14 protein-coding genes, 1 tRNA gene and 5 pseudogenes are annotated in these 19547 nt (G+C 62.6%); 9 read left to right on the top strand and 11 right to left on the bottom strand.

Annotated elements, in window-relative coordinates; translation table 11 throughout:
• Window positions 1–336: 336 nt before the first annotated feature.
• Window positions 337–1372: pseudogene (locus IPK66_02190) on the bottom strand (IS110 family transposase).
• Between the two features lie 200 nt (window positions 1373–1572).
• Here IPK66_02190 and IPK66_02185 point away from each other — a divergent pair.
• Window positions 1573–1803, top strand: a pseudogene (locus IPK66_02185) (transposase).
• Window positions 1804–1862: 59 nt separating this feature from the next.
• On the opposite strand, the pseudogene IPK66_02180 reads toward IPK66_02185, so the two are convergent.
• Window positions 1863–3170, bottom strand: a pseudogene (locus IPK66_02180) (IS66 family transposase).
• A gap of 44 nt (window positions 3171–3214) precedes the next feature.
• On the bottom strand, window positions 3215–4021 hold the full coding sequence (tnpB, locus tag IPK66_02175; protein MBK8174138.1) for an IS66 family insertion sequence element accessory protein TnpB: 807 nt from the start codon (window positions 4019–4021) through the stop codon (window positions 3215–3217).
• A 158-nt stretch (window positions 4022–4179) separates the two neighbouring features.
• On the opposite strand from tnpB, the gene IPK66_02170 reads away from it, so the two are divergent.
• Complete coding sequence (locus IPK66_02170; protein ID MBK8174137.1) at window positions 4180–4359, top strand: hypothetical protein; 180 nt, start codon at window positions 4180–4182, stop codon at window positions 4357–4359.
• The gene (locus IPK66_02165) at window positions 4344–4997 is read left to right on the top strand and encodes an IS3 family transposase (protein ID MBK8174136.1); all 654 of its coding nucleotides are present in this window, start codon (window positions 4344–4346) and stop codon (window positions 4995–4997) included. Before IPK66_02170 ends, IPK66_02165 begins: the two co-directional genes overlap by 16 nt.
• A gap of 173 nt (window positions 4998–5170) precedes the next feature.
• Here IPK66_02165 and IPK66_02160 read toward each other — a convergent pair.
• The 4 genes and pseudogenes from IPK66_02160 to IPK66_02145 form a co-directional block, all read right to left on the bottom strand.
• Window positions 5171–5386 (bottom strand): annotated as a pseudogene (locus IPK66_02160) (transposase).
• A gap of 392 nt (window positions 5387–5778) precedes the next feature.
• The gene (locus IPK66_02155; protein MBK8174135.1) at window positions 5779–6954 is read right to left on the bottom strand and encodes a Fic family protein; all 1176 of its coding nucleotides are present in this window, start codon (window positions 6952–6954) and stop codon (window positions 5779–5781) included.
• Window positions 6955–7242: 288 nt separating this feature from the next.
• A tRNA-Gly gene (locus tag IPK66_02150) sits at window positions 7243–7317 on the bottom strand.
• Between the two features lie 279 nt (window positions 7318–7596).
• On the bottom strand, window positions 7597–8895 hold the full coding sequence (locus IPK66_02145) for a calcium-binding protein (protein ID MBK8174134.1): 1299 nt from the start codon (window positions 8893–8895) through the stop codon (window positions 7597–7599).
• A 1551-nt stretch (window positions 8896–10446) separates the two neighbouring features.
• Between IPK66_02145 and IPK66_02140 the strand changes: the two are divergent.
• A pseudogene (locus IPK66_02140) lies at window positions 10447–11392 on the top strand (IS630 family transposase).
• Here IPK66_02140 and IPK66_02135 read toward each other — a convergent pair.
• Entirely contained in the window at window positions 11359–11718 is a 360-nt protein-coding gene (locus IPK66_02135; GenBank protein ID MBK8174133.1) for a winged helix-turn-helix domain-containing protein, read from the bottom strand. The pseudogene IPK66_02140 and the gene IPK66_02135 overlap by 34 nt on opposite strands.
• Before the next feature lie 551 nt (window positions 11719–12269).
• On the opposite strand from IPK66_02135, the gene IPK66_02130 reads away from it, so the two are divergent.
• Window positions 12270–12722: a transposase gene (locus IPK66_02130; protein ID MBK8174132.1), complete on the top strand. Its 453-nt coding sequence runs from the start codon at window positions 12270–12272 to the stop codon at window positions 12720–12722.
• A gap of 214 nt (window positions 12723–12936) precedes the next feature.
• Here the strand turns inward: IPK66_02130 and IPK66_02125 are convergent, their stop codons facing one another.
• Complete coding sequence (locus IPK66_02125) at window positions 12937–13776, bottom strand: N-formylglutamate amidohydrolase (GenBank protein MBK8174131.1); 840 nt, start codon at window positions 13774–13776, stop codon at window positions 12937–12939.
• Window positions 13777–14109: 333 nt separating this feature from the next.
• Between IPK66_02125 and groES the strand changes: the two genes are divergently transcribed.
• Both groES and groL read left to right on the top strand, forming a co-directional pair.
• Window positions 14110–14397, top strand: coding sequence for a co-chaperone GroES (gene groES, locus IPK66_02120; GenBank protein MBK8174130.1), 288 nt, complete (start codon window positions 14110–14112; stop codon window positions 14395–14397).
• A gap of 31 nt (window positions 14398–14428) precedes the next feature.
• The gene (groL, locus tag IPK66_02115; GenBank protein MBK8174129.1) at window positions 14429–16078 is read left to right on the top strand and encodes a chaperonin GroEL; all 1650 of its coding nucleotides are present in this window, start codon (window positions 14429–14431) and stop codon (window positions 16076–16078) included.
• Between the two features lie 159 nt (window positions 16079–16237).
• On the opposite strand, the gene IPK66_02110 is transcribed toward groL, so the two are convergent.
• Window positions 16238–16687 (bottom strand): helix-turn-helix transcriptional regulator, encoded by a 450-nt coding sequence (locus IPK66_02110; protein ID MBK8174128.1) that lies wholly within the window; start codon window positions 16685–16687, stop codon window positions 16238–16240.
• Between the two features lie 112 nt (window positions 16688–16799).
• Between IPK66_02110 and IPK66_02105 the strand changes: the two genes are divergently transcribed.
• Entirely contained in the window at window positions 16800–17837 is a 1038-nt protein-coding gene (locus IPK66_02105; protein MBK8174127.1) for a zinc-dependent alcohol dehydrogenase family protein, read from the top strand.
• A 225-nt stretch (window positions 17838–18062) separates the two neighbouring features.
• The gene (locus IPK66_02100; GenBank protein MBK8174126.1) at window positions 18063–18437 is read left to right on the top strand and encodes a winged helix-turn-helix transcriptional regulator; all 375 of its coding nucleotides are present in this window, start codon (window positions 18063–18065) and stop codon (window positions 18435–18437) included.
• Window positions 18438–18452: 15 nt separating this feature from the next.
• On the opposite strand, the gene IPK66_02095 is transcribed toward IPK66_02100, so the two are convergent.
• Window positions 18453–19487 carry an MBL fold metallo-hydrolase gene (locus IPK66_02095; protein MBK8174125.1) on the bottom strand — a complete coding sequence of 345 codons (1035 nt, stop codon included), beginning with the start codon at window positions 19485–19487 and terminating at the stop codon, window positions 18453–18455.
• Window positions 19488–19547 lie beyond the last annotated feature (60 nt).

Raw genomic sequence — 19547 nt, 5'->3', positions numbered from 1 at the left:
GTGTCCCACGGAGGGCAGCCACCCGCGATTACGCAACGTGTGCAAAAGGGGCTCTTCTCTATTCGGCCGGTTGAGGTCGAGCGCTTTCAGGCGGTTCGCCGTTCGGTCGGTTGCTGTCGCTCGCGGATCCGCGCTTCTCTTCGGGATCGGCCGTTTGGCTTTCCCAGCATGGGATCAGGAAGATGGGGTGGAACAATCTGACTCGCGTCCTGATCGCCGACCGGCACAAGAGCCCAGGCGAACTCACCCCATCCATCGTCCCGCGAGGGACATCGGCCCGCTGGCTGGCGGAACTCAAGGTTTCCTTCTCGTTTGGCACGAGGCTTCGCAGACCCGTCAGACAGAAGCCGGAATGCTCTCCCTGGTCCAGCGGAACTCCGTGCCGTCCATCCACATGCGATGCATGATCACCGCCAGTCGGCGGGCGAGCGCGACGATCGCCTTTTGCTGACCGCGCCGTTTGGCGATGCTCATCGCCCAGGCCTTCAGCCACGACCATGTCTGTGCTCGCGTCAGCATGACCTGAGCGGCTTCGTAGAGCAGGTGACGCATCATCTCGTCCCCGCACAGCGAGATCCGACCCAGCCGGTGGCTCTCTCCCGATTGATGCAGCACGGGCGTCAACCCCAGGCTGGGCCGACAGCCTTTGAGCTCGTGAACCGTGCTGGACTGTCGATGGTGCTTCGGAACGCCAGCGATACGACCGGACCGACGCCGGGTATCGTCATCAACCGCCGGCAGACGGCGTCATCTCGAACGATCGCGAGCAGCCTGCGGTGGAGTGCCATGAACGCCTCGCGAAGCTGTTTCCTGGATGCCAGTAGCGGTTCCATGATTTCGACGAGGTCGGGCAAGCCCTCAACAAGCTCCCGGATCCGTTGGTCGAATTTGAGCACGCCGACGACGCCGACCTTGAGCCCGAAGTTGCGCAGCAGGCCGCGGATGTCGTTCTCGATGGCGATGAATTTCTCCTGCAGCAGCTTACGGGCCGTCAGCAGGGCGCGATGCTTCTGGCTGGTCAGGGTCTTCACATGCACGGGCCGGAATAGCTGCACACGCATCATTTGGGCGATGCCGCGGGCGTCATTGCGGTCGCTCTTGTTGACCTGGGCTTTGAGGAACGCCTTCGTGTGCCGGGTTTCAATGCAGACCACCGGCAATCCGGCTTCCGCCATCCCACTGAACAGCCATTGCGACAAGGGTCCGGCCTCGAGACCGACCCGGACAAGCCGCCAGGCTGTATCCTGAGTAACCGCGCCAGATCCTCCGGATGGCTCGGCACCTTCCCTTCGCAGCAGATCGCGCCCGCTTCGTCGACAATGCACACCGAGGTCTCTTTGACCGAAACGTCCAGACCGGCATAGTGCTTCATGCTGCGCTTCTCCATCTGATGCTGTGGCTGTTTCAATCCACACCACGTCTATCATCAACCTGAAGCGCAGCGCCTTCTCCGAGGGTTGGGGAAAGCGGCGGCAGGCCGAATACCCCATCTGACGCTATTTTGGTGGTGTTGACATGCTCCCCTGACTTCCTGCCACGGATAAGTTGGGTCCTTCGATCAGGAGAAGGACCATGCGGCGCAGCCGTTTCAGCGAGGAGCAGATCATTTCGGTGCTGAAGGAGCACGAGGCGGGGATGAAGACCGGCGACGTGTGCCGCAAGCACGGGATCTCGGACGCCACCCGCGATAAGTGGAAGGCCGGGTATGGTGGCATGATGGCCTCCGAGACGGCGCGCCTCCGCACGCTTGAGGAGGAAAATCGGCGGCTGAAGAAGCTACTGGCCGAGCAGATGCTCGACAGTACCCATCCGGCGAGGGCCGCGGCTGGAGTGGGTTGCCGGACCGGCGCAGTTGTGAGCGGCTATGCGGCGGCGCTGATTGGCTCTGGTGCCTGCCAGTTCCAGGGCAGCAGCTCGTGGATGCGGCTGGTGGGGTGGCCGGGAAGGCGGGCGAGGACGGAGGCCAACCAGGCGCGGGGATCGATGCCGTTCAGCTTCGCCGTCTCGATCAGGGTGTACATGGCCGCGGCACGACGACCGCCTTCGTCGGAGCCGGCGAAGGTCCAATTCCGTCTGCCGACGGCGATGCCACGCAACGCGCGTTCCGCGGCGTTGTTCGAGAGGCAAACCCTGCCGTCGTCGAGGAAGCGGGTGAAGGCGGTCCAGCGCTTCAGCAGGTAGTCGATGGCTTTTGCCGTCTTCGACTTCGCCGACAGCCTCGCGTTCTGGTCGCGCAGCCAGGCTTCGAGGTCGAGGATCAGCGGGCGGGATCGCTGGTTGCGGACGGCCAGACGCTGCTCGGCCGAGGCGCCGTTGATCTCGCGCTCGATCGCGAACAGCGCGTCGATCCGCTTGACCGCCTCGATGGCGATCGGCCCCTGCTGCAGCTCCGCCAGCTCAAAGAAGCCGCGGCGGCCATGTGCCCAACAGCCGGCCTCGGTGATCGGGCCAGGCCGGCGATCGCTCTTGTACAGCCGGCCGAAGCCGGAGAAGGCGTCGGCCTGCATGATGCCGGTCCAGCCCGCGAGGAAGCGTTCGGCGTGCACGCCGCTGCGGTCGGGCGAATAAAAGAAGACGGCGGCCGGCGGGCCTGTTCCGTCCAGGTGGGGACCGCCGAACGGCCGGTCGTCGCGGACGACGGTCCACAGCCGGCCTTCCCGCGTCTTGCCCTTCGCCAGCACCGGCACCGGCGTCTCGTCGGCGTGGATGCGGGCGGCGGCGCGGACGTGCGCCTCGATCGCCGCGGTCAGCGGCTGCAGGGACACGTCGCCGGCGCGGGATACACGACGCGGGTGCGCGGCAAGTGTTCCGGCAACGCACGGCGCGCCGGCTTGCGTGGCGTCGCGGCGCTGCGCGCCGGGGTCGGGCTGCGCTCCGCCGCCCGCAGCTCGGCCGCGGCATCGGCCTGGGCGACGGTCTCCTGCAGCTCGGTCAGCGCCAGCTCCAGCTGCTCCAGCCGGGCGCTGCGCTCGGACGACGTGCCGGAACCGTTGCCGGCGCAGCCGGGCGATCTCCAGCTTGAGGCGCTCGATCTCCAGGTCGAGAACCCGCTTCGTCTGCTTCGCGATCGCCGCCTCGGCCTCGGCAGCGAGCCGGCCTGCGCGCTCGGCGAGGATCATCGCGTGCGCTTCGGCGAGGTCGGCGGGCAGCGGCTCGGGCGTCGTCATCACGACCCGAACTGAATCAGATTCGCACACCTTTGTAAGCTGTTATCTCATCCGGCGGCGATCGGACGCCAAGTTCGCCGCGGCATCCTCCAGTCTATGCCCTCGAGCAGATACGCGAGCTGCGCCGGCGTGATCGTCACCGTTCCATCGGCCGCCGACGGCCACAGAAACCGACCGCGTTCGAGACGTTTGGCGAACAGGCACAGGCCCTGGCCGTCGTGCCAAAGGATCTTCAAAAGGTCACCGCGTCTTCCGCGGAAGACGAACAAATGACCACAGTGCGGGTCCTGCTTCAGCCTTTCCTGCACCTGCAGCGCCAGCCCATCGAAGCCGCGCCGCATGTCGGTGTGTCCGGTCGCCAGCCACACCCGGGCGCCGGTCGGAACGGGAATCATCGCCGATCCAGCACGTCCAGAACCCGCCGCAGCGCCTCGGCGTCGAAATCGCCAACCACGCGGACACAGCGACCCGCGCCGAGTTCGATCTCGATCACCCCCGACCGACCTTGCCCAGGCTTCGCGGGCGGCATCATCGCCGGCACACCCGCAGCCCCTGCCCGCAGGCCCCGCCGCGACGGCCTCCGTCGCCGCCACCTCGTTCGCGGCCGCGTCTTCCGCGACCTCGACGGCGACGAACGATGGCAATTCCGAAGCACCGGGGATGTCGATCACGACCAGCGCCGCCAGACGCCGCCATTTGAACACCTGTGCCGGCAGCAGCCCATGCCGCCGCGCCACCGCCGAGATCACCACTCCCGGCGCCGACGCCTCCGCCAGAACCGCAAGCTTCTGCCCGAGCGAGAACCGACGCCGCCGCTCGACCCGTCCCAGTACCTCACCCTGACGATAAGACATCGATCTTGCGCTGCCGCTAGCTCCAAATCCGAGCCAAATGCCGCACAAAATCCCGCCTCACCACAAGGCGGCCATCACCGGATGCGTACGATCGACAATGCGGTGCTGAAGGACCTCTTGGGAAAAAACTGATCTCGCCTGCGGCGCGGTTCGCGACAGTGAAGCGTGTGATCGACGATCACGGCTACTCGGAGCGCCGGGCCTGCAGGCTGATCGGGGTGGATCGATCGAGCTTCCAGTACCAGCGCGAGGCGGGTGATGCGGCCGTCCGCGCGCGCCTGCGGGAGCTTGCCAATGAGCGCCGTCGGTCGGCTACCGGCGGCTGGCGATCCTGCTGAAGCGGGAAGGCGTGAGGATGAACCTGAAGAAGGTCTACCGCCCCTATCGGCAGGAACGGCTCGTGGTGCGTCGGCGCGGGGGGCGCAAGCGGGCGCTCGGCGCCAGGGCACCGGCGGCCGTCCCGCAGGGAGCGAACCAGCGCTGGAGCCTCGACTTCGTGTCCGATGCCCTGAACGACGGCCGGCGCTTCCGGGTGTTGAACATCGTCGACAACTTCACCCGCGAGTGCTTGGCGGCGGTGGTGGACACCTCGCTCTCCGGCGCCCGCGTGGTGCGCGAGCTCACTGAGGTCATCGTCCGCCGCGGCCGACCCTGCATGATCGTGTCGGACAACGGCACCGAGTTGGTCAGCCGAGCCATTCTGGGCTTCTGCGAGGAGACCGCCATGGAGTGGCACTACATCGCGCTGGGCAAGCCGATCCAGAACGCCTTCGTGGAAAGCGTCAACGGCCGCCTGCGCGACGAGTGCCTCAATGAACACGCCTTCTCCTCGCTTGCCGAGGCGCGGCGGATCATCGAGGCTTGGCGGATCGACTACAACACCGTCAGACCCCGTACGAGCTTCGGCGACCTCACGCCATCGATGTTCGCCAGTCGGCCCCATAAGGACCAAAACCCAGCCGGACCTAACTTATGACCGGCAGGAAAATGGGGAGCATGTCAATCTCTTCCTCAATCGCGAAGGCATCTGACGGTCTCGGCGAAGTGCGACAGTCGCATGCTGTGCATTGGCGGCGGACAGGGCATTGTCCTCTTGCCCGAGACGATCTGAGACCTGTGGAGATCAGTCTCGCTAGGGTCTGTGGACATTCACCTGAGCGCCAGATAGGAGCCTGCGAGATGGATCATGGCTCTGAAGCTGGTGTGGGTTTTGTCGTAGCGCGTCGCGACGCGGCGAAACTCTTTGAGATTGCAGAAGAAATTTTCCACGAGATGGCGCCAGCGGTACATGGCGAGGTCGCACGGGATGGAGTGCTTGCGGTTGGCCTTGGGCGGGATAACCGCGAGGGTGCCGCGTCCAGCAATGCGTTCAGTGTGTCATCGACGCTGCTGCGAACGATCTTGCCCAGGTGATCGCGGATCTGCTCCTCGTCGATCCGAACCACGGTGCTCAAGACCTTCGACTCCCCATCCTCGCTCATCGTCGCTCCCTCCGTCTGTCGCCGCACGCGCTTCGCACTCCCAACATATCCAGACCAGGACGACACCACACACCTCATCTTGTGCGAAAGATCGTATACGTTATCCGGCGCTGTGACGTCACGACTGCCAAACGCAAATCACGAAGCTCTATATCCACGCCATTCACATCGTCGGCCTGCATACGCGCCGACGCCTCCTATAAACTTTGCCTCCCCGCCCTGGTCGCCTCCATCTGACGATATACGTTGCGCATGGTTTCGATTTCCCCCGGCGCGTCAGGCCGGCAAGGGATCCGTGCCGCGATCGAGCAAGGCCAGATAGTCCGAATAGGCGTAGATCCGGCCGCGTTGCCGTCCCGTGGTCTCGCGCACCACATCGATCTTGGCGAGATTTTCCAGCGCCGTGCTGGCCGTCGGGAAAGAGACGGCGAGTTTCTCGGAGACAGTCTGGATGGTTACGATCGGGCTGGCTTGCATCAATTCGTGGACGCGGAGCGCGGATGGGGCCGCGCGGCCGAGGCCGGCGATCGTCTGGCGATGGGCGTCGAACATGGAGATCAGATCGCGCGCCGTCGCGGAGGCTTGTTCAGCGGTCTCCGCGACGCTGGTCAGGAAGAACTCCATCCAGGTCTCCCACGTCCCAGCCTGGCGGACCTCCTGCAGGAGCCGGTAATAGTCGTCGCGCCGGGATTTCAGGAACAGGCTGAGATAGAGGATCGGCTCGCGCAGCACCCCCGCCTCGCACAGGATCAGCGTGATGAGCAGCCGGCCCAGGCGCCCGTTGCCGTCGAGAAAAGGGTGGATCGTCTCGAACTGGACGTGGGCCAGGCCTGCCCGGATGAGCGGGGGCAGCGCCGCATCATCGCTGTGCAGGAAGCGCTCGAGCGCATCGAGGCATTCGCCCAGCCGGTTCGGCGGCGGCGGCACGAACAGCGCGTTGCCGGGCCGGGTTCCGCCGATCCAGTTCTGCGAGCGGCGAAACTCGCCCGGTTGCTTTGCAGCGCCCCGTCCCGACTTGAGCAGGATGGTGTGCATTTCGCGGATCAGCCGGAGCGACAGGAGAAATCCGCCCCGCATCCGGGAGACGCCATGCTCGATCGCCGCGACGTAGTTCGAGACTTCGGTCACGTCGTCGAGTTCGACCGCCGGCGCCTCATGGTTTTCGAACAGCAGCAGATCCGTCAGCGACGATTGCGTCCCCTCGATCTGCGAGGACAGGAGGGCTTCCTTGCGGACGTACATGTAGAGGAACAAAGGCGTCGAGGGCAGGATCGTCGTCACGCCGTCGAGACGCCCGACCGCGGCAATGGCGCGTTCGTAGACCTGCATGAACCGTCCGAGTTCGAGCGGCGGATTCGGCGGCAGTGGGGCAGGCACATAGGCCCGCACGCGCTCGCCTCCCGCGCTCGTTTCGAGATAGGCCCCGAGCCTTTGGTTCACTCCGTTCGTCACAAGCGATCCTTTAATTAGCTTAGCCCGCTATTAAAGCATGCCACTCTATATCTTAATAGAGACCGGGACTAATTCAAGGCTTCCGGCGTGACGCGCGCCCACAAGCGCAGGCGGTTGGGAGCACGACAGGTGAGGATGCCCGCCCAAACACGCTGGAACCGCCCCGCGTTTTCTCTCAACTGCTTACATAGTGTTTACATTTTTCCCGACTGAGAAATGTAAGCGCGAAAAGCGAAGGGCCGCCAAACGGCGGCCCTGTCATAACGCTCTGATTTCATTAAGGAAACTTGGAGCGGGCGAAGGGATTCGAACCCTCGACCCCAACCTTGGCAAGGTTGTGCTCTACCCCTGAGCTACGCCCGCTTCGATGCTTTATCGATTACGAAGGAGCCGCATATTACGGATTGACCAAAACATTGCAAGGCTCTCGCGAGCTAATATCCAGGGAATCGCATTTGAGAAAATGAGGCTGTGTTGAAGGTAGCCGAGGGCTTTAACAGAATGGCGCGATGGATAGGAAATTCGGGAGCAACGTCAGGTCAGCGAGAACCGAAGACCCTGACCAAGCGTTAGACTCGATCCACTGGCGGGCGAAAAGTGGGGCGACCTACCCTGCACAAGGTGCGCCGCCCCTCCGGCCCATCAGGAAGCGAAGATGAAGTCGCTGGCGACGACGTGGCCGTGATCGAGAGCGATCTGGAATTCGGCTGCGGCGTCGCCGTCGATGTTGCCTTCGATCACGCCATTCGCGAAACGGATCTGCCCGGCACCAGTAAACGCCGCGCTGCCGATGAACACGAACTGCTGATGGCCGGCAGTCAGGACGTTGGCGTCGATGTTCGCAACGTTGATGCGATCGACACCGGAGACGAAGTCGGTGATTTCGTCGCGCGCGGCGCCAAGTCCGGCCTCGCCCGCGGTGCGGAAGTCGAAGCGGTCAGCGCCGTCGCCGCCAGTGAGAACGTCCGTGCCAAGGCCACCGATAAGCGTATCGTTACCGATACCGCCAAGGAGATGGTCGCTTCCGCCGGCGCCGTCGAGCAGGTCCCGGCCCTGCAGGCCGGAGAGGGTGTTGGCGGCGCCGTTGCCGACGATAGTATTGTCCAGCGCGTTTCCGGTGCCGTTGACCGCAGCACCGAAGGTCAGCGTGAGGTCTTCGACGTTATTTCCGAGGTGATAGGTGATGCTGCTGGCCACCCGGTCGTGACCGCCACCGCTGGCTTCGGTGACAACGTCGCCGGCGACGTTGACGCGAAAGACGTCGTCGCCGAGGCCGCCTCGCATGGTATCGTTGCCAAGTCCTCCGATCAGGGTGTCGTTGCCGCTACCGCCGACCAGAGAATCGTTGCCGTCCAGGCCCGAGAGCATATTGGCGGCGCCGTTGCCGACGATGGTGTTGTCCAGCGCGTTACCGGTGCCATTGATCGCCGCTCCGCCGGTGAGCGTGAGGTTCTCGACGTTGGCACCGAGCGTGTAGGTGATGCTGCTTTCGACCCGATCGACACCGCCGCCATTGGCCTCGGTCACGACATCGCCCGGGCTTTCAACGCGGTAGATATCGTTGCCTGCGCCGCCAACGAGCGTATCGGGACCGCCACCGCCGATCAGCGTATCGTTTCCGGCACCACCGTCCAGGGAATCGCGGCCCGCGCCGCCAAGGAGGCTGTCGTTGCCGCCGTTACCGATGAGGGTATCGAGGCCGTCACCACCGTCAAGAACATCGGCAGCTTCCCGGCCGGTTAACCTGTCGTCGCCGAGGCCGCTGATGATGTGTGCGCCATCTTCCCGGCTGACGATATGATCGCCGTCGTTGGTGCCGAAAATGGTTCCGTCGCGCGGATCAACAATCCGATAGTTGAGCGTCGTCACATTGGTGGCATCACCAGTCTCGCTGTTGTAGGCGATGATAACGCGGCCGTCATCGAGAGTGGCGATGCTCATTCCAAACAGCCCCTGGTCCCCCGGATCATCGAAATGTACACGGTTGCCAATGGCGTTGCCGCTGACGTCGAAGCGTTGCAGGACGATGTCGAGATCCGGCGAGCCGTCGCTCTCCGTACCGTCGATGGTTGTCCAAGCAATGATGAACCCCTGATCATTAAGCGCGGTGATCTGCGGCAGGAAACCCGAGGAACCAGAAATCACGTGCGGGCCCGAATCGACCGGAGTGCCATTGCCGATGTACCTTCGAAAGGCAATCCCGTCGTTCTGCTGCCATGCCACCACGAATGAACCATCGTGCAATTCGGTGATATCCGGGAATGCCGCGTTTGCGCCGGAATTGCTGACAATCACCTCGCCGGAGACATCGGCCCCTGCGGGCGTATAGGTGTGAAAACGAACATCGCGGGCACCCGACGTCACATTGACGTTCTCATAGGCAACGGCGACGAAGCCGGTGTGCAGCCCGGCGACGGTTGCATTTTGTTGAACTTCCCCGGCATGGGGACCGACGAAAATGGCATTGCTGGCTTGGTTGCCGATCGGATCGGTAAACCGCAGCACGAGATTCGTAGAGACGCCATTCGAGAAGATAAAGACGTTGGCAGCTCCCCCGCCGGTGCGCGGCGTGCTGTCGAGCAGAATTTCTTCGCTGGACGTAAACTCGGTCGCAAACGAATTCGCGTCCGGATTGGCCTCGTTCACGCTGTGCCAGCGGATGTCGTGGTCGCCAGTGCTGAACTCCTCCGTATAGTTGACCACCACCCGGCCATCGATCTGTTGAAAGATCTGCGGGCCAGATAGTTCTTTGGTCGTGGAATTAGACAGGACGGACAGGAAATCACCACCAGTGAAGCTGCCAAGTTCATTGAAATGCCGCCCAACGAGGTCGACACTATCTCGCTCCCACGCGATAGAAAACGAGTTGTCACTGAGCGCGGCCACATGAGGCGCAGAATCAAATAGAAAATTTGAAAACGTTACCTCAGACCCCCACAGGGTTGGCGTCGTTGTCATATTAACATCCTCCTCCATGCACGTATTTTCATAGTAACGAAGCGTTAGTTTTTTACACAAATTCTAGTTTTTTGATCATGACGGCGCGTGTATTACGCATCATAAACAGTCAACATAAATATGTTTTTGCTTATAAGTGATAATCACATATGTGTGTCTGTCGCACGTAGCACTGATAATATTTACTGTATGACAAATTATTATTTTATAATTAGTGCGTTTAGATATGCAAAAAATGGCAATTTCACTCTTGGGTTAACTCTTATACTCTTAAGAATATCGCACTACGCCGTCTCGCTGATGTCGCGAGGAAAAATATCGCAAGCGAAGATTTCTTCATTGCGTCTGGCGGGAGCGGATTATGTTTCAATTATTCACGCCACTATCCGCTTGACGTTGCGCACCCAACCTGATCGGGCCTGGCCGACGAACGCGTCAGATTAGAGCGGATTTCGAGCGGCGTGAATCGCGGGGGGATTCCCACGGGGGCTCGAATGTGATCATCGTGCATGCTGGGGCAGGAGGCCAGCATGGATGGGTCAGCCTCTTTCGATGGATCTGCGTTCGCGGCTTTTGGCCGCTATTGATGGTGGGATGAGTTGCCGAGCGGCGGCGGTCAGGTTCGGGGTAGCGCCTTCGACGGCGATCCGATGGCAGGCGCAGCGGCGGGACACCGGGAGCTTTGCCCCCAAGCCGCAGGGTGGAGACATGCGTTCGCGCCGGGTCGAGGAGCGGCGGGAGGACATCCTTGCCTTGTGGGAAGCCCGCAAGGACATCACGCTCGACGAACTGCGTATTGCGTTAGCCGAAGCCGGTTCGGCCGTTTCCAAGGCGGGTCTTCACCGCTTCTTCGTGCGCCATGGCATCACTCGCAAAAAAGACCGGCCACGCGATCGAGCAGGACCGCCCGGACGTCCTGAGGTAGCGCCAAGCTTGGTTCGATGGCCAGATCAACCTTGATCCCGAGCGCCTCGTGTTCATCGACGAGACGTGGACCGCCACCAACATGACCCGCAGTCATGGCCGCTGCCCGAAGAGCGAACGATTGCGGATGGGCTTTCCGCACGGGCATCGCAAGACCACCACGCTGGTCGCAGGGCTGCGCATGACCGGGATGGTCGCGCCCATGGTGCTTGATGGCCCCATCAACGGCGACTGCTTCGAGGCCTATGTGAACCAGGTTCTGGCGCCCGAACTGCGGCACGGCGACATCGTCATCATGGATAACCTGTCGAGCCACAAGCGGGCATCGGCGCGTGACCTCATCGAAGCAGCAGGTGCAACCTTATGCTTCCTTCCGCCCTACAGCCCCGACTTCAATCCGATCGAGAAAGCCTTCGCACGCCTTAAGGCCATGCTCAGAAAGGCCGGAGAGCGAACCGTCACGGGCCTGTGGAACCTCATCGGCAAACTCGTCGACATCTTCCAGCCAGACGAATGCGCCAACTACTTCAGTTCATGCGGATATGACCCAGATTGATCGAAAAACGCTCTAAAAGCCACCGCCGCTGCGGGGTCCTGCGCGTGATGGCGCGGCCGGGCGGAGAGCTTGCGATAGCCCATCGACCGGATCACCCGGCTCAGCGTCTGCTTGGCGACGACGATCCGGAACTCCTCCCACACCCACGCGATCAAATCCACCAGCCGCCAGCGTACGACGCCGTGCACCGCAGGGATCGGTCCGTCCTCGCTGAGCTGCGCCAGCGCCCGCCACCGCCGGCTCTGGTTCGCGTCCCGGCTCTGCCGCGCCAGCTTGCGCAGCGTGATCCCGTCGAAGTCCGCGCGAAGCGCTATCGCCGACCCCATGCAAACTCCATCTCGTTTGCCAGCCTTGAATCTGGAGGCTTCTGTGAGGTCGCGGACGAGGTCTTCGGCGTGCGCCGGCGCGACCTCATCGAAGCCGGATTGAACGAACCCGCGGATGGCCGAGCTATGGGGATTGTTGCTGCGTCTGGTGGTCCGAGACCGCTTTCGGGCGGCTCGGCATGGGGATCGATCCGGCGCGGTCGAGGCCGGCGACGCCGGGCGGTGTGTAGGGCGGCGACAAGAATTCGCACCGGATTGAAGCGCAGGCGGGCTTCATCCTGGGCCTGTGGAAAGAGCAGCGTGACATCACGCTGGTCGAAGTGCAGCGTCAGTTGGCCGAACGGGGCACGCCGGTCGGCATCGGTACCGTCCACCGTTTCTTCCAGCGCCGCGGCATCACGCGCAAAAAAAGACCGGACACGCGACCGAGCAGGACCGTGCGGATGTCCTGATGCGCCGGCTGGCATGGTTCGAGGCGCAGCCCGATCTCGATCCGGACCGCTTGGTGTTCATCGACGAGACCTGGGCGTCCACCGCCATCGCACGCACCCATGGCCGCGCCCCCGCGCGGTGAACGGCTGCGCATAGGCGTGCCGTTTGGCCACTGGAAGACGACGACGTTCGTCGCCGGTCTGCGGCTGTCGGGCATCGTCGCGCCCATGGTGCTGGACGCCCCGATCAACCAGCGGGCCTTCGATGCCTATGTCGACCAGATCCTCGTGCACGAGCTCAAGCCAGGCGACATCGTGATCATGGACAATCTCTCAAGCCACAAATCGCCCGCCGTCCGCACGGCGATCAAAGCCGCCGGCGCTGAGTTGCGGTTCCTGCCCCCCTACAGCCCGGACTCCAACCCGATCGAAAACGCGTTCGCCAAGCTGAAGCCCCCTGCTCCGAAAAGCCGCCGAACGCACCGTCGACGGCCTCTGGCGCACCATCGGCTCGCTCATCGATCTATTCACACCAGCCGAATGCGCAAACTTCTTCACCCCCGCAGGATATGAGCCAGAGTGAGTGGAAACCGCTCTAGAGGTGAGTGTCGCAATCGCCGTCGACGCCGTTGCTCTCAAAACCAAGCGTCGAGACGCGATCCTCAATGAAGCGTTGCGATCGGTGGCCGACTACAAATACACAGGATGGCAACTGCCGGTGATGTACAATGGATACCCCGAATTCAGCCGGATGAATTCGCCAGAATCACTCCTGCCGACCCGGCAATCAGCGCCACCCCGTCAACACCGCCGCATCGAGCGCGCATATGGTCTTGATCAGATCCGTGATTGCCGCGCGAACACGTTCCATGCCAGCGATCGGACGGATGCGTCGTTCGTCCATATACAGCGCCCGATTTACCTCGATCTGCAATGTGTGCAGGCTGTCCAGCGGACGGCCATAGTGATGCGTGGTAAATCCACCAGCATAAGGAATATTCCGACGGACACTGAACCCGTGCCCTTTGAGCACGCGTTCGGCCAACGCGGTGATCGCCGGCGCACATGAGGTGCCATGGCGATCGCCCAATACAATATCGAGGCGCCGCGAGCCCGGATCGGCATCCATCGGCCCGCCAATCGACGGCATGGAATGACAGTCAATAAGCAGGTAGCAGCCGAAACGCTCGCGTGTCTGCGCAAGCAGTGCCTGCAGCGCCTGATGATAGGGAAAATAGTGCGTCTCGATGCGTTTCCTGCTCTCATCCCACTGCAGCTTCGCGCGGTAGATTTCTTCGCCATCGGCGACGACACGCGCGATCGTGCCAAGTCCGGCGACGACGCGCGGCGATGAGACGTTGACATAGCCGGGCAGCGGCGAATCGAACATTGCAGGATCGAGCTCAAATGGCTCGCGGTTGGGATCGACGTATGCGCGTGGGAAGCACGCCTTCAGCAGAGGGGCGCCAAAATCCGGGGCGGCAGCGAAAATTTCATCGACGAACGCATCCTCGGAACGACGAAGAAGCAAATGATCGAGGCGTGCCGCAGCAAGAAACGCCGGCGAATAGTAAGCGCCACTATGAGGTGAGGCGAAGACGGCCGGACAAGAATGGACCGCGGGCATGCGGACGGCGATAAGCTCATTATCGACAACCGCGTCACCTTTGTGACGGAAGCCTGCGGACTCGTCGGGAACCACCGTCACCTCCTTCGCAAAGCCGACGCCCGCCGCGCAACCGGACATCCACCGCATCATATCGCTGTCACGATATGGGTGCCACGGCGCCGGCTACCAATTCGATCGCCTGCAGCAATCGAGCTCGCGAACCCGCTCGTCATCAAACGGCGTCCCTTGACAGAGTCAGGACGCGAAGCTATCTGATTAGCACTCACCCGAACCGAGTGCTAATAATCCGGGTGGATTTGCAGATTCCGAGTCTTATAAGGAGGACGAAAAATGAAATTTCGGCCGCTGCACGACCGTGTGGTCGTAAAACGCGTCGAGCAGGAAGAAAAGACCAAGGGCGGCATCATTATTCCTGATACGGCAAAGGAAAAGCCGCAGGAAGGCGAGGTGGTTGCTGTTGGACCCGGCGCGCGCAATGAGGCGGGTGAAATCGTCGCCCTCGACGTCAAGGCCGGTGATCGTGTGCTGTTCGGCAAGTGGTCGGGAACGGAAGTGAAGATCGACGGGGAAGACCTGTTGATCATGAAGGAATCCGACCTTCTCGGCGTCATTCAATAACTGATCATCCGCTTCTTGGGAGACTGCCATTATGGCCGCTAAAGACGTAAAATTCGGATCTGATGCGCGCGCGCGCATGCTGCACGGGGTGGATATCCTCGCCAACGCGGTGAAGGTAACACTTGGACCCAAAGGTCGCAACGTCGTGCTCGAGAAGAGCTTCGGCGCACCGCGCATCACCAAGGACGGCGTGACCGTCGCTAAGGAGATCGAGCTCTCCGACAAGTTCGAGAACATGGGCGCGCAGATGCTGCGCGAAGTCGCATCCAAGACCTCCGATGAGGCCGGCGACGGCACGACCACCGCGACCGTTCTCGGCCAGTCCATCGTCCGCGAAGGCGCCAAGGCCGTCGCAGCCGGCATGAACCCGATGGACCTCAAGCGCGGCATCGACCTCGCCGTCGAAGCCGTGATCAAGGACCTCAAGTCGCGCTCCCGCGAGGTCTCGACCAACGCCGAGATCGCCCAGGTCGGCACCATCTCCGCCAACGGCGAAAAAGAGATCGGCGACATGCTGGCTCGCGCCATGGAGAAGGTCGGCAAGGAAGGCGTGATCACCGCCGAAGAAGCGAAGAGCCTCGCCAGCGAGCTGGAAGTGGTCGAGGGCATGCAGTTCGACCGCGGCTACACCTCGCCCTACTTCATCACCAATGCCGAGAAGATGAACTGCGAGCTTGAGAGCCCGTTCATTCTCATCCACGAGAAGAAGCTGTCGGGTCTGCAGCCGTTGCTGCCGGTGCTCGAAGCCGTCGTCCAGTCCGGCCGGCCGCTGCTGATCATCGCCGAGGACGTCGAGGGTGAGGCGCTGGCGACGCTGGTCGTCAACAAGCTGCGCGGCGGCCTCAAGGTCGCGGCGGTCAAGGCGCCGGGCTTCGGCGATCGCCGCAAGGCCATGCTGGAAGACATCGCCATCCTGACCTCGGGCCAGGTGATTTCCGAAGACATCGGCATCAAGCTCGAGAACGTCTCGCTCGAGATGCTCGGCACCGCGAAGAAGGTGGTCATCACCAAGGAAGAGACCACGATCATCGAAGGCGCCGGCAAGCACGACGACATCAAGGCCCGTTGCACGCAGATTCGCGCGCAGATCGAGGAGACCACCTCGGACTACGATCGAGAGAAGCTGCAGGAGCGGCTGGCGAAGCTGGCGGGCGGCGTTGCCGTGATCCGCGTCGGTGGCGCCACCGAGACCGAGGTGAAGGAGAAGAAGGACCGGGTGGACGATGCCATGCACGCCACCCGCGCCGCGGTCGAGGAAGGCATCGTTCCCGGCGGCGGCGTTGCGCTGCTCTACGCAGCCCGCGCCCTGAACGGCCTCACCGTCGACAACGACGACCAGAAGCACGGCATCGAGATCATCCGCAAGGCGCTCCAGGCTCCGGTGCGGCAGATCGCCGAGAACGCCGGTGTGGACGGTGCCGTCGTTGCCGGCAAGCTCATCGAGAAGAACGACCTCAATCTCGGCTTCGATGCGCAGAGCGAAGAGTATCTCGATATGTTCAAGGCCGGCATTATCGACCCGACCAAGGTCGTGCGCACGGCTTTGCAGGATGCAGCTTCGGTTGCCTCGCTGCTGATCACCACCGAAGCCATGGTCGCTGAGAAGCCGGAGAAGAAGGCCCCGCCGATGCCGGGCGGCGGCATGGGCGGCATGGGCGGCATGGGCGACATGGACTTCTAGTCCAGCCCGTCGCACTCGATCATCGAAGGGCCGCAGCGCAATGCTGCGGCCCTTTTGCGTTCAGAGCGGGGGCAGAACTTCCGGTAGGACATGCGCCAAGCGGGCAGGTTGCATTCCTACGGCCCTTTAGACAGCCGCCCCACGATCGATCATCACTCCTCACCGCGGCACGGACACCGGCACAGACTGCACTGCGACACGGGCCTGATCCGCTCCGTTCCCTGCCCCCTGAGGGGTCGCCGGCCGCCGCAGCAAGCCAGCGGCGGCGGCGTTGGCCTGCGCCTGTGATGCGAGAAACGCGACGCCCCATTCGCGCATCAAAAGGATGATCGGCGACAGGCTGCGACCAGCGTCGGTCAGCGAATACTCTACCTTCGGCGGCACTTGCGCGTAGACCTTGCGATTGATCAGCCCATCGCGCTCGAGCTCGCGAAGTTGCAGCGTCAGCATCCGTTGCGTGATGTTTGGCAGCAGACGGCGAAACTCGCCGAACTGGCGGGTGCCCTCCAGGAGATGATAGAGGATCACGCCCTTCCATTTGCCGCCTATGACCTCAAGCGTGGCCTCGACGGGACAGCCCCGGTTGATATCGTAACATATGTGCCGCATGAAGCCTTTATAGTATCAAAAACAATACTATAACACAAACATGACCGTACTGGTAAAGCTGGCACATATCTCCCACGTCCGCGCTATCACAGGAATTGATAAGGAGGAGACCATGAAGGTACAAATGATCCGGACGTTCGGTGGGCCGGAGGTTTTTGAAGAGGCGCTCCTGCCCGACCCCTCGGCCAAAGCCGGAGAGGTCCTCGTCCGTATCGTCGCCGCCAGCGTCAACCCGGTCGACTATAAGCTGCGCCGGGCCGGGCCAGCCATCGCACCAGCGCTGCCGGCTGTTCTCGGCTGCGACTTCGCCGGCATCGTCGAAACGATCGGAACAGGCGTTGAAGGCTTCACGCCTGGCGATGCGGTCTTCGGATGCGCTGGCGGCGTTAAGGGAATGCCCGGCACCTACGCGGAAATGATTGCCGCGGACGCGCGGCTCGTGGCGAAAAAGCCGGCGAAGCTGCCGTTTCGCGACGCCGCCGCGCTTCCGCTGGTCACCATCACCGCTTCGGATGCTCTGCAGCGGTCCGGAGTCGGCTCGGGCCAGACCGTGCTCATTCATGGTGGCGCCGGCGGTGTCGGGCATATTGCAATTCAACTCGCCAAGGCACGCGGCGCCTGGGTCGCAGCGACGGTGTCAAACGAATTCAAGGCCACCCTCGCGCGTTCGCTCGGCGCCGACGAAACGATTGACTATCGTGCCGAGTCCGTCGACGACTATGTAGAACGCCTTACGCAGGGTCGCGGCTTCGATGTCGTTTTCGATGCCACCGGCGGGAGCGACATCGCCTCGTCCTTCGCCGCAGCGCGCCCCAGCGGTCAGGTCGTCACCATCGTCTCGCAGTACACGGCCGACCTCTCACCGATGCACGCGAAAGGCCTGTCGCTGCATGTTGTCTTCATGCTGCTGCCGATGCTGACCGGCGAGGGACGGGACGAGCACGGGCGCATCCTCGCCGCGGCGGCGGCGCTGGCCGATTCCGGCCGGCTGAAGCCAATCGTTGATTCTGTGCGGTTCACGCTGGCGGATATCGCAGCAGCACATCGGCGGCTTGAAACAGGGCAAGCCACAGGCAAGGTCGTCATCGACGTATCTGCGATTCCCACCTCCTCGTTGGCCGCCATCGAAGGCGGGGCGGTAAACGTCTGACGATCGTCTTTGCCCTCCTTGCACCCCACTCCTGCGCCGTATTCGCGCGAGTTGGGGTGCTGATCCCGATTGACCGCACCAAGCCAAAATAAACGGTGGCAACCGACGCCGAGCATGACTAGTATATCTTGGGAGAGAGCGCCGGAATAGAGCGCGCAAGTTCGTCAGACAAAAATTGGCGGGCACCCAGGGAGTTTGTTACAGTCTGGAATTCGGTGAAAAGCGGTGAATGTTGAAGCGCTGCACGTGAGCGCACGGCGCGCTAGCGCCCTGCTCAAAGCGATGGGAAACCCGCATCGGCTGATGATCTTATGTCAACTGGTGCACGGTGAACGGTCGGTAGGAGAACTTGAGCGCATCGTTGGACTGAGCCAATCCGCTCTATCCCAGCATCTCGCCCGCCTGCGACGGGATAGTTTGGTTAAGACGCGCCGATCGGCTCAAACGATTTTCTATTCCCTCGCCGGAAGTGAGGCGTCGATGATCATGGCGACGCTTTACGAAATTTATTGTGCCGGCGGTCAGGTCAACGGCGTATCGCCGATGTCGCCCGTTGAAGACTACTCAACTCCGTCGATTCATCGCGCATCGTTACGCTGAGTAACGCTTCTGCGGTCAGTCGCGCACGAACATCTCACGTCCGTTTGCATCGGCGAAGCGGCGAAGGGTGTTGTTGCGCTCGAGGTAGTGCAGATGCGCCAATGCTTCGCCCACGGCGAAGAAAACCTGATGGTCGTCGAGTTGGCGGCGAAACAAGCGTTCCAGAAGGTCGGCCGCGGTGCGTGGGGTTGAGCACAGTGCGAGCGTGTCCGCCAAGCGGGCATCGTGGTGGTGGGCAAGCTCGGCCAGACGCCCGCGCAGACCGATGAACGGCGCATGGTGACTGGGCAGAACCAGCGTCTCCGCAGGCAAATCAGCAAATCGCTTCAGCGAGGCGAGGTAGAGCCGCAACGGATCCGCGCCGGGCTCTTGCGGCCAGACGCTGATGTTCGGGCTGATCCGTGGCAACACTTGGTCGCCGGCGATCAGCACGCCGGTCTCGGCGCAATAAAGGCTTGCGTGCTCCGGTGAATGGCCGAGGCCGACGATGACGCGCCAGGATCGCCCATCAATATCGAACACATCACCGTCGCGCAGACGACGGAACGACGACGGAATGGGCTCGACCCGGCGGCGATAGGCGTTGCCGCGCTCGGCGACCAGTTGCAGGCGCGCGTCATCGAAGCCGGCGCGTCGGTAAAACGCCAGGGCCGTGCCGCGCAGGGTCTCGTCGTCTTCAATCGCCAGCATCCGCCCGAACGCCCACTCGCCAAGCGTCGCCGACATCGGCATACCCCAGCGATCGCACAGCCAGCCGGCGAGCCCCATGTGGTCCGGATGAAAATGGGTGCAAATCAGGTGCCGCGGCCGCCGGCCGGCGAGGGGGCCGACGAACAAGCGCTGCCAAGCGTCGCGCACGTCCACGGTGGCAATGCCAGTATCGATGATCACCCAGCCTTCGCCGTCATCCAGCACCCAAAGGTTGATATGGTCGAGCGCGAAGGGCAGCGGCATACGCAGCCAGTACACACCGGCGGCGATCGCGCGCATCTCTCCAGGGGCGGGAGCCACGAGGTCGGCGATTGCGGCGGTGGAAGACGCGTGGGTCATCGTCTGGCGGAACACAGGGCATCGCATTCGTGGCGTCGTTAACACTATGAAGGCCTGCCG

Source organism: Rhodospirillales bacterium, assembly GCA_016712595.1.
Classification (GTDB): Bacteria; Pseudomonadota; Alphaproteobacteria; order Rhodospirillales; family Defluviicoccaceae; genus Defluviicoccus.
This window is presented reverse-complemented; position numbering and strand designations above follow the sequence as displayed.

Bases quoted from the DNA above. Each gene is read 5' to 3' on its own strand.
- IPK66_02095 (MBK8174125.1), bottom strand. From the start codon at position 19,487: ATGACCCACGCGTCTTCCACCGCCGCAATCGCCGACCTCGTGGCTCCC.
- IPK66_02125 (MBK8174131.1), bottom strand. From the start codon at position 13,776: ATGCCCGCGGTCCATTCTTGTCCGGCCGTCTTCGCCTCACCTCATAGT.
- IPK66_02105 (MBK8174127.1), top strand. From the start codon at position 16,800: ATGAAGGTACAAATGATCCGGACGTTCGGTGGGCCGGAGGTTTTTGAA.
- groES (MBK8174130.1), top strand. From the start codon at position 14,110: ATGAAATTTCGGCCGCTGCACGACCGTGTGGTCGTAAAACGCGTCGAG.
- groL (MBK8174129.1), top strand. From the start codon at position 14,429: ATGGCCGCTAAAGACGTAAAATTCGGATCTGATGCGCGCGCGCGCATG.
- IPK66_02130 (MBK8174132.1), top strand. From the start codon at position 12,270: ATGGCCGCGCCCCCGCGCGGTGAACGGCTGCGCATAGGCGTGCCGTTT.
- IPK66_02145 (MBK8174134.1), bottom strand. From the start codon at position 8,895: ATGAGCATCGCCACTCTCGATGACGGCCGCGTTATCATCGCCTACAAC.
- tnpB (MBK8174138.1), bottom strand. From the start codon at position 4,021: ATGTCTTATCGTCAGGGTGAGGTACTGGGACGGGTCGAGCGGCGGCGT.
- IPK66_02135 (MBK8174133.1), bottom strand. From the start codon at position 11,718: ATGGGGTCGGCGATAGCGCTTCGCGCGGACTTCGACGGGATCACGCTG.
- IPK66_02110 (MBK8174128.1), bottom strand. From the start codon at position 16,687: ATGCGGCACATATGTTACGATATCAACCGGGGCTGTCCCGTCGAGGCC.